14 protein-coding genes and 1 pseudogene are annotated in these 15,093 nt (G+C 61.9%); 3 read left to right on the top strand and 12 right to left on the bottom strand.

Annotated elements, in window-relative coordinates:
• Nucleotides 1–111: 111 nt before the first annotated feature.
• From PQQ86_RS27490 to PQQ86_RS27480, 3 genes are read right to left on the bottom strand one after another with little or no spacing between them, the layout of a single operon-like run.
• Nucleotides 112–2,370: a xanthine dehydrogenase family protein molybdopterin-binding subunit gene (locus PQQ86_RS27490; RefSeq protein WP_408274103.1), complete on the bottom strand. Its 2,259-nt coding sequence runs from the start codon at nt 2,368–2,370 to the stop codon at nt 112–114.
• Nucleotides 2,370–3,371 carry an FAD binding domain-containing protein gene (locus tag PQQ86_RS27485; RefSeq protein WP_408274100.1) on the bottom strand — a complete coding sequence of 334 codons (1,002 nt, stop codon included), beginning with the start codon at nt 3,369–3,371 and terminating at the stop codon, nt 2,370–2,372. The genes PQQ86_RS27490 and PQQ86_RS27485 overlap by 1 nt, the downstream gene beginning before the upstream one ends.
• Nucleotides 3,368–3,949, bottom strand: coding sequence for a (2Fe-2S)-binding protein (locus PQQ86_RS27480; protein WP_408279374.1), 582 nt, complete (start codon nt 3,947–3,949; stop codon nt 3,368–3,370). The genes PQQ86_RS27485 and PQQ86_RS27480 overlap by 4 nt, the downstream gene beginning before the upstream one ends.
• 674 nt (nt 3,950–4,623) lie before the next feature.
• Here PQQ86_RS27480 and PQQ86_RS27475 point away from each other — a divergent pair.
• The gene (locus tag PQQ86_RS27475) at nt 4,624–4,911 is read left to right on the top strand and encodes a hypothetical protein (protein WP_408274097.1); all 288 of its coding nucleotides are present in this window, start codon (nt 4,624–4,626) and stop codon (nt 4,909–4,911) included.
• 323 nt (nt 4,912–5,234) lie between these two features.
• Here the strand turns inward: PQQ86_RS27475 and PQQ86_RS27470 are convergent, their stop codons facing one another.
• Together PQQ86_RS27470 and PQQ86_RS27465 are read right to left on the bottom strand one after the other, a co-directional pair.
• On the bottom strand, nt 5,235–5,945 hold the full coding sequence (locus PQQ86_RS27470; RefSeq protein ID WP_408274094.1) for an SDR family NAD(P)-dependent oxidoreductase: 711 nt from the start codon (nt 5,943–5,945) through the stop codon (nt 5,235–5,237).
• A gap of 174 nt (nt 5,946–6,119) precedes the next feature.
• Nucleotides 6,120–7,079 carry a GlxA family transcriptional regulator gene (locus PQQ86_RS27465; protein ID WP_408274091.1) on the bottom strand — a complete coding sequence of 320 codons (960 nt, stop codon included), beginning with the start codon at nt 7,077–7,079 and terminating at the stop codon, nt 6,120–6,122.
• Nucleotides 7,080–7,188: 109 nt separating this feature from the next.
• Here PQQ86_RS27465 and PQQ86_RS27460 point away from each other — a divergent pair, with 109 nt between their 5' ends.
• Together PQQ86_RS27460 and PQQ86_RS27455 are read left to right on the top strand one after the other, a co-directional pair.
• The gene (locus PQQ86_RS27460) at nt 7,189–7,494 is read left to right on the top strand and encodes a putative quinol monooxygenase (protein ID WP_408274090.1); all 306 of its coding nucleotides are present in this window, start codon (nt 7,189–7,191) and stop codon (nt 7,492–7,494) included.
• A 51-nt stretch (nt 7,495–7,545) separates the two neighbouring features.
• A pseudogene (locus PQQ86_RS27455) lies at nt 7,546–7,683 on the top strand (molybdopterin-dependent oxidoreductase); the annotation flags it as partial.
• Nucleotides 7,684–7,725: 42 nt separating this feature from the next.
• Here PQQ86_RS27455 and PQQ86_RS27450 read toward each other — a convergent pair.
• The 7 genes from PQQ86_RS27450 to PQQ86_RS27420 all read right to left on the bottom strand — a co-directional run bounded on the left by PQQ86_RS27450 (nt 7,726) and on the right by PQQ86_RS27420 (nt 14,892).
• Nucleotides 7,726–8,409, bottom strand: a complete 684-nt coding sequence (locus PQQ86_RS27450) for a hypothetical protein (protein ID WP_408279373.1) — start codon at nt 8,407–8,409, stop codon at nt 7,726–7,728.
• On the bottom strand, nt 8,406–9,812 hold the full coding sequence (locus PQQ86_RS27445; protein ID WP_408274087.1) for a selenium-binding protein SBP56-related protein: 1,407 nt from the start codon (nt 9,810–9,812) through the stop codon (nt 8,406–8,408). The genes PQQ86_RS27450 and PQQ86_RS27445 overlap by 4 nt, the downstream gene beginning before the upstream one ends.
• A 135-nt stretch (nt 9,813–9,947) precedes the next feature.
• Complete coding sequence (locus tag PQQ86_RS27440) at nt 9,948–10,826, bottom strand: ABC transporter permease (RefSeq protein WP_408274084.1); 879 nt, start codon at nt 10,824–10,826, stop codon at nt 9,948–9,950.
• Nucleotides 10,823–11,653 carry an ABC transporter ATP-binding protein gene (locus PQQ86_RS27435; protein ID WP_408274081.1) on the bottom strand — a complete coding sequence of 277 codons (831 nt, stop codon included), beginning with the start codon at nt 11,651–11,653 and terminating at the stop codon, nt 10,823–10,825. The genes PQQ86_RS27440 and PQQ86_RS27435 overlap by 4 nt, the downstream gene beginning before the upstream one ends.
• A 70-nt stretch (nt 11,654–11,723) precedes the next feature.
• Nucleotides 11,724–12,776, bottom strand: a complete 1,053-nt coding sequence (locus PQQ86_RS27430; RefSeq protein WP_408274078.1) for an ABC transporter substrate-binding protein — start codon at nt 12,774–12,776, stop codon at nt 11,724–11,726.
• A 49-nt stretch (nt 12,777–12,825) separates the two neighbouring features.
• Nucleotides 12,826–13,734, bottom strand: coding sequence for a TauD/TfdA dioxygenase family protein (locus tag PQQ86_RS27425; protein WP_408274076.1), 909 nt, complete (start codon nt 13,732–13,734; stop codon nt 12,826–12,828).
• A 183-nt stretch (nt 13,735–13,917) separates the two neighbouring features.
• Nucleotides 13,918–14,892: an aliphatic sulfonate ABC transporter substrate-binding protein gene (locus tag PQQ86_RS27420; RefSeq protein ID WP_408279372.1), complete on the bottom strand. Its 975-nt coding sequence runs from the start codon at nt 14,890–14,892 to the stop codon at nt 13,918–13,920.
• Between the last annotated feature and the right edge of the window lie 201 nt (nt 14,893–15,093).

Here is a 15,093-nt window from a genome sequence, read left to right as displayed (position 1 = left end):
CGCTGGCGAGCGAATTCAGCGCGCGCAAGCTCTGCACTGCGGGGGCCAGTTCCTGCGGGCTCGGCGACGCAGGCGATGATGAGCGGGGTTTCATGAAGGCAGGTGTTGAAATCAGGCGAATACCTTGTCCAGCGTAATCGGCAGATCGCGGATACGTTTTCCCGTCGCATGCCAGATCGCATTCGCAAGCGCCGCCGCGACACCGACTACGCCAATTTCTCCCACGCCCTTCATACCTAGCGGATTGACGACATGATCGGTTTCTTCGACGAACAGGACGTCGATATGGTCAATATCGGCATTCACCGGGAAGTGATACTCGGACAAATTGTGATTCATCACGCGGCCCAGGTCATGATCGAACTGCGCCTCTTCCTGCAACGCCATGCTGATGCCCCATACCACCCCGCCGGCGATCTGGCTCGCCGCGGTCTTCGGATTCACAATCCGGCCGGCCGCGACCGCGCTGACTATGCGCGTGACACGCACGGTGCCGAGCGCTTCGTCGACGCGCACCTCCGCGAACACGGCCGAATGCGTGCCCATCGAATACTGTTGTTGTCTGTCTTCCGGACTGACGGTTGCAAGTTCGTCGAGCCGCTCGACGCCGGCGCGGCTCAGCAACTCCGCGATCGTGATCGTGTCACGCTGGTCCGCACCGCAAAGCAGTTGCACGCCCTCGCGCCGAATCCCGGCAGGCGCTGCATTGGCAAAAGCTTCGCCACCGTATTCGCGCGCCAGCGCGGCGAGGCGCTCGCGCAGCCGCGAACACGCCGCGTGCACCGCGCTGCCCACCGACGACACGGTAAACGAGCCGCCTTCGATCGGCGCGTCCGGCAGTGTGGAGTCGCCGAGTTCGAAGCGAACGCTCGCGATATCGACGCCGAGTGCATCCGCCGCGATCTGCGTCATCGCCGTGTAGGTGCCGGTGCCAATATCAGCCGTCGAACTGGACACGGCGACGAGGCCGTCGCGAGTCAGCACCGCACGGGCCGTAGCCGGCCTTTGCATGGCATCCCATGCGCCGGTCGCCATGCCCCAGCCAATGAGTTCCGCGCCATCGCGCATGGCGCGGGGCTGCAATGGACGGCCGGTCCAGCCGAAGCGTGCCGCGCCTTGCCGGTAGCATTCGCGCAGGGCCTTACTCGAAAACGGCAGATCCTTGTTCGCGTCGCGCTCGGCATAATTGATCAGACGCAACGCCAGCGGGTCCATGCGCAACTTCAACGCAAGCTCGTCCATGGCCGACTCGAGCGGAAACAGCCCCTGTGCCGCGCCAGGCGCCCGCATGTCACCCGGCGTACAGACATTCAGTCTTGCTACCTTGTAGCCGAGCCGCACGTTATCGCACGCATAGAGCTGCCCCGCCCAGTTCACGATCACGTCACAGTGATCTTCAAATAACGAGGTTTCGGACACTGCCTCGTGGATCACCGCCGCCAGCTTTCCGTCCGCCGACGCCGCGAGCGCGACGCGCTGGATCGATTGCGGCCGATGCACGAAGTTGAACATCTGTTGCCGCGTGAGCGCGACCCGCACCGGCCGCTTCAGGTCAAGCACGGCCATCACCGCCAGCGGCAGATGGTAGTGCGGCCGCAGACCGGAGCCGAACGCGCCGCCGACGAAAGGCGAGATCACGCGTACGTCGTCAGCAGCGAGGCCGAACACGCTCATCAGGTACTGCTGGGTGTTCAGTACGCCCTGGGTCTTCTCGTAGACCGTGAGCCGCCCCTGGGCATCCGGCACCACGGTGCAGCCATGCATTTCCATCGGACTGTGATATTCGATTGGCGTGGTGTAGAACGCATCCGTACGCTCATCCGCATTGACGAATGCAGTGGCGGCATCACCGCGTGGTTCAGGCGGCGGCTCGAAGCCGCCTTTTTCCCGCGACGGCGGATAGGCGTGCGCAATCACCGCAGAGAGCGCCGTGCAATGCGGCGTATGTTCATAGCGGATACGCACGAGCGAAGCAGCGTGGCGCGCGAGTTCGAGCGATTCCGCGACAACCAGCGCGACGGGTTGCCCGCTATACCAGATCCGATCGTCCCATAGCGGCCGGAACGGCATGCCGCCGGGCGCAATCTGGTCCTTATAACTGGCGTCGAGCAGCGGCAATTCGGGCCGGTTCTCGTGCGTCAGGACGAGCAGCACGCCCGGCGTCTCGAGCGCTGCTGACGCGTCGATCGCAATGATGCGGCCACTCGCGATCGTGCTCGACACGACGAAGCCGTACACCAGGCCGTCGGCCGCGAAATCCGCGGCGTAACGCGCGGCGCCGGTCACCTTCAGTTTGCCGTCCACCCGGTTGACGGGCTTCCCGGTTGCCGGGGACGCCGGATGCCCAGGCAAAGCCTCTTCGCGTGCCATCACGCCACCTCCGTGAAACGCCGCCGTGTCGCGATTTCGAATGCCCTGACGACGGCTCGCGTGGTGAGTTCGATTTTGAACGCGTTACCGCGCCGGCCGTGTGCTTCACGCACCAGCATGTCGGCGAAGGCGCGTACTGCATCGCCGGTAAGCTGCTTTTCGCGCAACCATGCTTCCGCTTCCACGTCGCGCCACGGCTTATGCGCGACGCCGCCTAGTGCGCAACTCACTTCATGAATCGTCTCGCCTTCGAGCCGGAGGCCCAGCGCGACGGACACCAGAGCGAATGCATAGGACGCGCGGTCGCGAATCTTCAGGTAAGCGTGACATTCGGCGAACCCCGGCGGCGGCAGTTCTACAGCGGTGACGATTTCATCAGCGTGGAGGTTCGTATCGATCTGCGGCGTATCACCGGGCAGCCGGTGAAAATTGGAGAACGGCAACACCCGCGTTCCGTCCTTGCCCGCGAGGTGAACGATCGCGTTCAGCGCCGCAAGCGCCACGCACATATCGGACGGGTGCACGGCGATGCACTGGTCGCTCGTACCGAGAATCGCGTGGATCCGGTTGACGCCTTCGAGTGCGGGACAGCCTGTCCCGGGTTCGCGCTTGTTGCACGGCGTGCCCGTATCGTAGAAGTAATGGCAGCGGGTGCGTTGCAGCAGATTGCCGCCGACTGTCGCCACATTGCGGATCTGCGCCGAAGCGCCCGCAAGAATCGCTTTCGCGAGCAACGGATAGCGTTGCGCGATGACATCGTCATAAGCCACTGTGCTGTTCGTCACCAATGCGCCGATTTTGATCCCGCCGGCCGGCGTTGCCTCGATGTCTTTCAGCGGCAGCCGGGTGATATCGACGAGCAGCGTGGGGCGCGCGACATTTTCCTTGATCAGATCCACCAGATTGGTTCCCCCCGCGACGAACGCTGCCGCGGCCGTGCTCCGGTGCTGGTCGATCGCCTGTTCCACGCCGGTTGCGCGAGCATACGAAAAGCGGTTCATCCGGCAGCTCCGTTTTCTTGATATCCAGGTGCACGCCCGTTCTCGCTAGCCACGCTCTCCGCGCTGCCGATACCGGCGACCTCCCCGATCGCGGTCACAATATTGACGTACGCACCGCAGCGGCACAGGTTGCCGCTCATCAGCTCGCGTATATCCTCGCGCGTTCCGACGTGTCCTTCCGCCAGCATCCCGACTGCCGAGCAGATCTGGCCGGGCGTGCAGTAGCCGCACTGGAAAGCGTCGTGATCAATGAAGGCCTGCTGCATCGGATGCAGCGAGTCGCCGTCCGCCAGCCCTTCGATCGTCGTGATGGATGCGCCGTCATAGACGGCGGCAAGCGCGAGACAGGTATTGATCCGCTGCCCGCCGACCAGTGCCGTGCACGCGCCGCACTGACCGTGGTCGCAACCTTTGTGCGTGCCAGTCAACCCGCAATGTTCGCGCAGCAGATCGAGCAAGGTGGTCCAGGGTTCGACGTCGAACGCGTACTGCGCGTGGTTGATCTCGAAGGTCACGGCCACGCGCTGCACGTCCGGACCGGCAACGTCCAACAGGGCCAGGTCATCTCGCGTATTCAGCGTGTTCATCTAGCGCTCCTCGGTTTGTCGGCGGTTGAGCGGATACGGAATCGCCGCGCATTGCGCGTGCCTGCCGGGACCGCCGCGGAACATAAGCGTACGCACGCAACGAACGGAAACCGTGGTCGATGGAATATCTACATGCTTCGCCGCAATCTTTGCAACGGGTGTGCAATTACGATGGCGATACTCGTCTCGCTGCGCACACAGTAGAGCTATGATGGTTGTTGATGGTCACATCAGCGCAGGAGGAAATCATGCCCTCGAACCCGACCACGCGACAGGCTCATCGGCCTGGACTTCCGAACCATCCCGTCCACGGCGTTACGCCAGACTCCCGGTCGCCGACTCCTAAGCCTGCGCCGGGCACCCCGGGTGCCATTCCCGATGCAGCAGAAGCAGAGCCCGTCCCGCACGAACATCTACCGAGCAGATCAGACGATAACTGAGCAACCCGCCTGCGTAGTCCGGTGCGCCACCGCCAGACTGAAGGCACGTCGCTTGCTACCAGCATCCATGCGCCGCGGTGTCCCGGTTGGATCGTCCGGAGGATGCGGCCCATCTGACTGGACGGACATTTCTGGCAATTCAGCGTTGGAGGTCTAGCGAATACGCGCAGATGAATCCATGCTTTGTCTGTTCGAATCCCGATTATCGAGGGCTGGGAGGTAATCATGAAGTACGAGTACGGTGGCTGGATCATCGACGCAACCGCGGAATTCTCACTTGGTCAGTTCTTTGCGCGCGCCCGGCTGATCCGCTTGTCACCTGACGATGAGGCGGACGCTGAGATGCACATTGAACGCAACCTTGCCTGGCTCGAAAACGAAGATGAAGCAATCCAGGTGGCGCGCCGATGGGCCATCCAGTGGATCGATGCGCGCAACAATAATATCGCCAGTGCGAATATTGTTTCATCGGCACAGTGGAGCGAGATGCCGGCGAAGACCGCGGCCACATGAACGTCAAAGTCCGGGAACGTCATCCGGGCGGCGGATGAGCGTTCCCGTTGACAGAGCAGTCAGGGCGCTGCGCTACGCAGGACTACTCGCTCACTTGCCACACGGTTCCTTGCACAAATTGCAATGCAGCGTAAAAATTCGCTGCGTCTCCCGAGTGATGCCTCAGGGGTATCCGGTAAGTGGCGCCCCTCATCAATAACGATCATCTGATTCGCTCTGGTTGCGACGCCGGTGCACGGCAACGACATCTTCAACTCGACTTCGATGCCGAAGCCAGGTGAGGATCAGATAACGGGCGCCACCGGTAGCGCCCCCGTGTTGCTTTAGTGCCCAGCGCTCTGACCGCCGTCGACGTGCAGAATTTCGCCCGTCACAAACGGCGCCGCATCCAGATACAGGATCGCGTTGACGATGTCGCTCATCTCACCCATATGGCCCATCGGGTGGAGTGCGCCGAGCGCCCCGTGCGTTTCGGGGGCGTGCATCGGCGACTTGATGATGCCGGGGGCAACCGCGTTCGCGCGGATGCCGCGCTTCGCGTATTCGATTGCAAGTGATTTCGTGGCTGCGTTCAGACCGCCTTTAGTCAGCGATGCCAGCACCGACGGCACACCGTCGATGGCGTGGTCGGCCAGGGTCGTCGTGATGCTGACCACGTGGCCGCTGTTATTCTTCTCCATCTCGGCGATCGCCAACTGCGTGATGTAGAAGAAACCGTTTAGATTCACGCCCGTCACCGCAGCGTAGTCTTCAGACGTATAACCGGTGAACGGCTTGGCGATGAATACACCGGCGTTGTTGATCAGCGTGTCGATGCGGCCGAAGCGTGCCACGCCCTCGGCAATCACGCGACGCGCCGTCGCCGGATCGGCGATGTCACCCGCCACCGTCACGATGTTGGGATCTTCGGACGGCTTGATGTTGCGAGCCGTTGCGACGATGCGGTAGTCAAGCTTGCGGAATGCCTTGACGGTCTCGGCACCAATGCCTTGCGATGCGCCAGTAACAACTACGACCTTTTGCGACGTGCTCATGGAATACCTCGAATATTGGATTGGGCTTTCTTGCCCACCGGGCCGGTGGCTCCGATAGGTGCCTAATCTAGGTGTATTCACGCGCTGAGCAAACACCCGCCATGGACAAACTATCTTGCGTGAGCGGAACAAATCGGATCGAGGTTCGAGGATTCATGGCCTGGCCACGGCGGCTCAGGCCCCGCGCAACTCACGCACGCCCTTACCTATCCGCCGCCGAAGCAACGTTCGCAATGTGTGGCCGTCCGCATACCCGACCTGCTCAGCAATGCGATCAACCGTGAGCTTGGTCGTCTTGAGCAGATGAACGGCACGCTCCACCCGAAGATCCTGAATGTACTCGACGGGCGTTTTACCGAGCACCCCATTCAGACGTCGCGTCAACGTCCGCGTGGTGGTCGCCAATGCATCTGCGACGACGTCGAGCGAGATTGTCGTGTCGAGGTGTTCACGTACCCAACGGTCAAAACGCTCGACGAGCGGGTCCGAATGGGAAAGGTGATCGGCGATCGCGTAGGCAGACTGCGACAAGCGCGAATCAAATACGAGGTACCTGGCGACGAGCGCAGCAAGCTCAGGGCTGTAATTGCGGATCAACCAGAGTGCAAGGTCGACATGGCTCAGGGCCGCCCCTGCCGTTAGCGCGCTGCCGCTCGGAACGACGATGCGATGCGCGTCCAGGTGCACCTTCGGGTAACGCTGCCGGAACAGTGGCGAGAGCCACCAGGTGGTCGTGGCTTCGCCGCCGTCGAGCAAGCCGCTTTCAGCCAGCACGAACGTCCCCGTACAGGCGGCTGCAACGCGGGCCCCACCAGCACGCCACGAACGCAAAGCACCAAACGCATCAACCACATCGTTCCGGCCGAGCGCAGGCACAAGGTCCTCTCCCGTCATGCGGTTGAGCGCCGGTAAGACAACCCAGTCCGGCGCAGGGGCGTCGGCCATATTGTGAACGGGCACCTGCATCCCGAGCGCGGTATGCACCTCGGGCCGCATCCCCACGGCGGTGATGTCAAAGCGCGTTGTGGCCATCCCCATCGTGCCCGCAAGGCCGTTGGCCATCGTCAGGCTGTCGAGCACCGTGGTGAGACCCGTATCGAACACCCCCTCGAGCGCGAGGACAAAAATTCGCATGGCAGGATTGATACCAATATTGTCGATTTAGACAGTATTCCCCAGCGCACTCCGTGTGTACAGTGTCGTTCACCGCATGAATTCATCACGCGGAAAACGGAGAACAGAGATGATCAGGACCGCGTTATTTGTCCGACTTGAAGCCAAACCGGGAAAGGAGCAGGAGGTAGCAGACTTCCTCGCAGCCGGTCTTGAAATGGCAGGCCAGGAAGCGACTACGCCGATCTGGTTCGCCCTCAAGCTATCGCCGACCACATTCGGCATCTTCGACGCCTTTGCCAATGAAGAGGATCGCCAGGCACATCTGCACGGTCCAATTGCCCAGGCCCTGATGGCGCATGCCGACGAGTTACTGGCAAGCCCTCCGTCGATCGAGTCGATCGACGTGCTGGGCATGAAGAATCAGCCGGCGTGAGTCGTTGCGCCTCGGCAGCGCACAAATCCCGCCGCACAAGATGGTAGCTGCCGCTGGGGTGGCGTGCGCTTCTCCGATTTCATGAAGCGTGCGGGCATGGACATGACGGCGAAGTACGTGTCACTGCATTGCGCGGACAACTCTTGGACCAGCATCGACATGCCAACGGCATTGCGTTCGCACCCTGAGCGGCGCCAGCCCGCCGCTTGCATCGCGCTGTGGCCGCCCCTATCAGCCCTCGCCACCAGGCAGCGCGGCATTAAACACCAGCGAAAGCGTGCCCACCAGAATGAGGCTCGACGCCCAGACTGCGTCCAGGTTGAACCAGCTTCGTGACACGAATTTCAGCCCCAGATAGCGATAGACCAACCAGGCCAGCAGCCCGCCGACCGCGATCATGGCGGTGGCATGGACGCCGGACACAAGCAACGCCATGCCCAGATTGGCGTCGATCAGCGTCCGCGCGGCCTGATGCCCTCGATCCATGTCGTAGGACCGGCAAAGGCCGAGGTAGATCGGTACCAGCATCAGTCCAGCGCCGTGCGCGATGGCAACGGCGAAGGACCAGAGCGCAAGCCGCGACGGCGGGATACGCGCAAGGACACGCGGATGGCGCCGCCAGATCAGAAGGCAGATGCCAAAACCGATGACCAGCACACTCGCGCCGATCTGGATCTCGCGCTGCCAGGTGAGCAGCATCGCAAGCAACGCGAAGGGCACGATCACCACGAACATGGCCAATACGTGCCCCACCGCGAGATACAGGAGTGCGGAGAACAGCGCCCGTGCACGTTTGTCCATCAGTCCGCTCGAAACAGCGAGCGGCCATCCCATCGCCGGGTTAAGCCCGTGATAGAGACCGCTCGCCGCGACAGCTAGCCAAAGACCAGTCTGCGGCCAGCCACTCCCAATCAAGTCCCCACCGACGGGTAGCAAAACGAATCGGTCGAGCAGTCGCCGCCTTCGAGCCGGATCTGATGGGCCCGGTATCCGTCGGGAAAGGCGACCCAGTAGTCTTCGGCCAGTTCAAGACCGCCGCCCGGTTCAGCCCGGGCCATGACCTGTGCCGCTGGCACACCGTCAGGGTAGAACTGGTTATCCCACGTCGAGTAGAGCGAGTTGGTCCAGTAGACGCGTTTCCCGTCACGACTGATCTCGACCATTTGCGGACCACCCGCGAAGGTCTGACCGTTCGGATGGGGCGTGCGCCGCACGATCCCGCCGATGTGGACCGATCCCGTGAGCTTCGGCTTACGGGGTTCCGTCACATCGTACTGGCGCATTTCGCCGGTTCCCCAACAGGCGACGTACAGGAATTTATCGTCGATGGAGAGATCGATATCGGTGACGAGCGGCGGCACCGCGCCGAATCCCTGAAGCAAGGGCGGAAGCAGTTCTGGGGCCGCAGGCTCAGGCGGAATCGTCGCGGTCTTCTCGATGTGAAACTTTCCATCCTCGCGCCACCAGGTCCAGATCGATCCTTCAAGGTTCGTCGTATCCACCACCACGCCGATGAAGCCGTATTCGCGGCCAGGATCGTGCGCGGGCCGCACTTCGAGCGCCATCTGATGGTTGGCGCCGAGGTCGATCGTCTGCACGTTGCGCCGCGCCCGCAAATCCCAGAAGTGGATGTGGTGCCCGTACTTGTTCGAGAGAAGATCTTCGGGGACGATTCCGTTCTCGAATTGCGGCGGCAACGCCCACTCGCTCGACACCATGTAGTCGCGCGGCAGGTTCCACCAGAAATCGTAGTGTTTTTCCTGGGGTCCGCGGTCGATTTCCCAGCGGCCGAGGACCTCGAAAGTCTCGCAGTCCATGATGAAGATCCCCGGGGGGCCTTCTGTGCCATCCTTCCCAGCGCCGCCGAGCGTGCTGACGTAGATTCCTTCGGGTCCGCAATGAACCGTATGGGGACGCGAGTAACCCGTCTTGCGGAAGATTTCCTCAGGTTCGATGATCTTGTGGATTTTCGCCTGAGTCGGATGGGGCTTGGTGTCCACAATGTAGATGCGCGACGATCGCATCCCGGGAATGATCAGATAACGCCGTTCGAGGAAGGCGTGGCCCGTCAGCGGTGACAGTGACGACGAGCAGGCATTCCATCCAAAGTGGTGAAATTCGTCCCCCTTGTTCGGCACGGGCACCGTGTGAACCACCTGGCTGTAGGTGGGCGACCCGGGCTTCACGTCGACGACGGCAAGCGCATCGGGCTGCGAGAAATCGGGGCTGAGCAGCAGCGTGTAAGCGAAGTCTTCCGCTGGCGCATCCATGGCGAGTTTCGGCGATGCGTGGAACGTAGGATCTGGGCGCATTCCCATGACGGGGTCCTCCTGTCGATCTGGTTCGGGGCCGGTAGCGGCGAGAGCGACCGGTTGTTTCGCCAACTTCAGCGCGCTTCGCAATTCGTCATACTTAAGCGCGTTGCTGCACCTCATTGTCGCGACATTGGACCGTTAGTGCTGCACGCCCCAACGCCGAACGGTCACGCGCTCGAGCGTATCGAACACCAGGTGCTCGATCAGCAGGCCAATCACGATGACCGCAGCCAGCCCGGCGAAAACGCGATCCGTATACAACTCGTTGCGATTCTGAAAGATATACCACCCAAGCCCACCGCTGCCGGAACTCGCACCGAATACGAGTTCGGCGGCGATCAGCGTGCGCCACGCAAAGGCCCAGCCCACGCGCAAGCCGGCGAGAATCGACGGCAATGCGGCCGGCACCAGGATCAACAGCACATGGCGAATACCGGTGAGGCCGTAGTTACGCCCCGTCATACGCAGCGTCGCCGGCACCGATTGAAAACCGGAGTACGTGTTGAGCGCAAGTGGCCACAGCACCGCGTGCACCAGCACGAACAGCAGGCTGCCGGTGCCGAGGCCGAACCAGAGCAAAGCGAGCGGCAACAACGCGATGGAAGGCAACGGGTTGAACATCGCGGTCAGCATCGATAGTAAATCGCGGCCTATGCGCGTCGATACGGCCAGTGAGGTCAGAACAAAGGCGAGTGCGGCGCCAAGCAGATAGCCGCGCAGCAGTACGGACATCGACACCACCGTTTTCTGCAGCAGTTCGCCCGACCAGACACCTTGTACGAAGGCGCTGAACGTCGCGCCGAAAGTCGGCAGCAACAGATCGTTGTCGACCGCACGCGCGGCGATTTCCCATATCGCGACCAACACCAGCGCAATCAGTGTCTTGCGCAACCAGCGTTGCGCAAAGAGGCGCTTGCCGAGCGGCAGCGGTGCTTCGAGAACAAGTTCACCGAGCGGTTCGAGCGGGCGCTCATACTCTTCGCGAACCGGCGGCAGCAGGACGGTGGGCGTACTCATTGAACAGCCTCCGTTTGTTCGAACAACAGGTGATGGATACGCGCGACACTGTGCTGAAAGTCGCTGCGCCCGAAACTATCCTGCGAATACTGGTGACTATTGAGCTCGGCGCGCACGCGGCCCGGATGTGGCGACAGCAACAGAATCCGGTTGCCGACCACGAGCGCCTCTTCGATTGAATGTGTGACGAACAGTAGCGTGAAGTTCACCTCTTCCCACAAGCGCAGCAGTTCTTCCTGCATCTTGCGGCGGGTCAGCGCGTCGAGCGCGGCAAACGGTTCGTCCATCAGCAGCACACGCGGTTGCATCGCCAGCGCGCGGGCAATCGCGACGCGCTGCTTCATACCGCCCGACAATGTATGCGGATAGGCATTGGCAAACGAAGCAAGCCCCACCTTGTCGAGATAATGCAGCGCGCGTTCTTTGGCTTCCGCGCGTGAAAGCTTCTTCGCCACCCGCAGCGGGAAAGCCACGTTCTGCAGAACCGTTTTCCACGGCGGCAACTGGTCGAACTCCTGAAACACGACAATACGATCGGCACCGGGGCCGCGCACGGCAACGCCTTCGAGCGAGATGCTGCCCGACGTCGGCTGGATGAAGCCGGCAACGGCTTTGAGCAGCGTCGACTTGCCGCAACCCGAGGGGCCAAGCAGGACGAAGCGATCGCCGCCGAAAACGTCGAAACTCACGTCGTGGGTCGCGCGAACGATCCGTTCACGCGTGCGGTATTCGAGGTTGACGTGTTCGACCGCGAGCAGTCTTTCGCTGGTCGCCGGAGCGGCCTGCTCGGCATCGTTCGGAAACAGCAAGGTAGGATTGGCCACCATCAGATCGCTCCCTGTAAGCCGGCCGCACACGCCGATGAATCGTCGGCGAAGCTCGAGAAGAAAATCACGCTCAACTTCCCGCCGCGGTTGCCGGATCGTCGAAGAAATAATCCTTCCATGACTTGGGCTCGTTTTTGATGACGCCGACGCGATACATGAACTGCGCGAGTCCGAACGTATTCTGCGGCGCGATCTTGAACTGCACCTGGGGGTCCTTGATGACCTTCAGCAGCAGATTACGGTCGATTTTCGACTGGTTCGTACGGATGTAGATATCGGCTGCAGCATCGGGATTCGCCGAGATAAAGCGCGCGGCATCCGCCAGTGCCTCGACAAATGCGCGATAGGTCTTCGGATTGTTGTCGCGGAATTTTTCTGTCGCGTACAGGACGGTTGCCGAGCTCGGGCCACCCAGCACGTCGTACGAATTCAGCACGATGTGCGCCTTCGGATTGCCGGCGAGTTCCTGCTCCTGAAACGGCGGATTGCCAAAGTGTCCGGTGATTTCCGTGCCGCCCGCGATGATCGCCGCGGCCGCGTCGGGATGCGGCAGCGCCTGCGTGAACTTGTCGAGGCGGTTGTAATCCTTGTCGCCCCAGCGTTTCGCCGCCGCGTATTGCAGCACGCGCGATTGCACCGACACATTGACCGCCGGCAACGCGATGCGGTCCTTCTCGGTGAAGTCGGCGATCGTCTTGACATTGGGATTGTTGCTGACGAGGTAGTACGGCAGATTACCGAGCGACGCCACGCCCTTCACGTTCTGCTTGCCGTGCGTGCGGTCCCAGATCGTCAGCAAGGGGCCGACGCCCGCACCGGCGACATCTACCGCGCCGGAGAGCAGCGCGTCGTTGACTGCGGCACCGCCCGAGAGCTTCACCCAGTCGACCTTGATATCGAGGCCCTGCTTACGCCCTTCTTTCTCGACGAATTGCTGGTCGCGCGCCACGTTCAGCAGCAGATAGACGATACCGAACTGTTCGGCAATGCGGATCTGCCCTTCGGCGTGTGCGGGTACGGCTGCGCCGAAGCCGGCGACACCTATCGATACAGTCAGCAGCGTCGCAGTCAAGCGGCGAGCAAAGAACGACCGCGCAGCGGTCGGGCGAAACCTGGCAAGCATCGGAACTCCGGTCAGCATGTGATAGTGGTTATGGCGGGCGGCGTTGCCGTCAGAACGGCACGTCGCCTTCAATCGTCGTGCGATACAGTTTGCGGCGCAGATGGTCTGGCGTGCCGGCCGCAAGATGCATCAACGAGCGGTTGTCCCAGAACACCATGTCGTGTTCGGACCATTGATGCCGGTACAGATGCTCGGGGCGCACGCTATGCGCGAAAATTTCTTCAAGTAATGACTTGCTCTCGTCTTCCGGCAAGCCGATCACACGGGTCGTGAAATGCTCGCTGACGAAGAGCGCGCGGCGCCCGGTCTCAGGATGCGTGCGCACAATGGGCTGCACGACCGGTTTCACCTGCGCAATCTGCTCGGCCGACAGATTCGGCCGCCACGGGCTGCGCTTCTGCAATTCCGCGTATTTCGCTAGATACGTGTGCTCCGCCGAACTTCCCTCCACTGCGCTGCGCAAGTGCGCCGGCAACGTGTCCCACGCGAGATGCATGTTGGCGAACAGCGTGTCGCCGCCTTCCGAAGGCAGTTCCTGCGCGTGCAGCAGCGAACCAAGGCTTGGCTTCTCCTTGTACGACAGATCGGAATGCCAGTAATGGCCGGCGTCGCCGAGACCGATCGGCTGGCCGTTCTCGACGATGTTCGAAACGACCAGCACCTCCGGGTAGCCCGGCAACTGGAATTGATGCAGCACGTGAATCTGCAGCGGGCCGAAGCGTCGGCTGAAGGTGATCTGCTGATCCGGCGTGATGCGTTGATCGCGAAACACCAGCACGTGATGGTCCAGATGCGCACGGTGAATGCGCGCGAAATCCTCCTGGCCCAGCGGCTCGCTGAGATCGAGACCCAGAACTTCAGCACCGACGGGACCGTCGAAAGGACGAATTTCGATGTGCCGGGCTTGATTGGCATGGCCAGCGGCGCTGGCGGCGGTGGGTGTAGTTGCAGTCGTCACAGGAAACTCTTCGTCGAATCTGTTCGAAGGACGCCGGCAAAGGCGAAGTCAGACGAATTTACCGGCGCATGCGCGCGACGACAACGAAGCAAATCCGATACGGTTATCTGCTGGAGTGATAAACCCGATGCTTTAACGCGCTGCGGGCCACGTTCAGCCCCAAGCCCCTGTTCGCTGCAGGGCCTATCCACCGGAAGCGGTGGCCGGAGTGGTGGTCAAAGCGGCCGCGGTTTCGGCCCGCTTCGTGGTGAAGTTCCAGCGCGGCGCCGTGGCCGTATAGACTGGCGCCGGCAGAAGACCCGCTCGATAGAAGGTGTCGGCGATCTTTTGCTGCTCACCGAAATTTTGCGCGTCTACAGCGCGTACGGCATAGCTGCGGCGCCCATTCGCACGCTCGATCGTCGCCGCGTCCAGGCCCCAGATCGGCGCGAGCAGCTTTGCCGCATCGTCGGGATGACTGCGAACCCACACCCCCGCCGACGTCAACTGCGCAAACACGATGCTAATCACATCGGGGTGGGCCGCGGCGAAGCTGCTGGACGCGAGGTAGTACCGTTGATACGAGGCGAGGCCTTCGCCGTTGGCGAGGATGCGCACGTCCGGCGCTTTGTCGACCGACGCGACATACGGGTCCCAGGTGATCCAGGCATCCACGCTGCCGCGCTCGAATGCGGCACGTCCATCGGCGGGCGTCAGATAACTGATGCGCACGTCAGCAGGTGCGAGACCCGCTTTGGCGAGCGCGGCGAGCAGCAGATAATGGCTGCCTGCCGCCTTGGTCACCGCAATGCGCTGGCCTTTCAGGTCGGCAAGCGTATGCAGCGGCCCATCGCGCTTCACGATGATGGCCTGAGCGCCAGGCGACGGCGCTTCCTGCGCGACATAGACAAAACGTGCATGAGCGGCCTGGGCGAACACCGGGACCGTATCGGCGACATCGGCGCTAAAGTCGACCGCGTCGGCGTTGAGCGCTTCGGTCAGCGGCAAGCCGCTGGCAAACTCGTTCCAGCTAATGCTCACGCCCAATGGCGCCAGCGCCTGCTCGAGCGAGCGACGCGCCTTCAGGATCGTGATGAGCGTTGACGACTTTTGATAGCCGATCCGCAGTTTTATCGGAGCCGAAGAATTGGTGGCGGTCTGCGCGTGAGCGGCACTCATGACGAGCAGCGAAACCAGCGCCGCGCGAGCGAGCAAACGAAAAATAGAAAGGGTCACGGCTCGAAATTCCGGTCTGGTCAATACGATCAAACCGCGATCGTAACAACGCCGAATCGCATGGATAAGCGAGCGTTTTAACTATGCTTAGCAGACTCAAGCATAACGATGAAAAACTGCGTTGAGAGCCAGTGCATGCTCCAC

This window comes from Paraburkholderia sediminicola (genome assembly GCF_046026675.1).
GTDB lineage: Bacteria > Pseudomonadota > Gammaproteobacteria > Burkholderiales > Burkholderiaceae > Paraburkholderia > Paraburkholderia sediminicola_F.
This window is presented reverse-complemented; position numbering and strand designations above follow the sequence as displayed.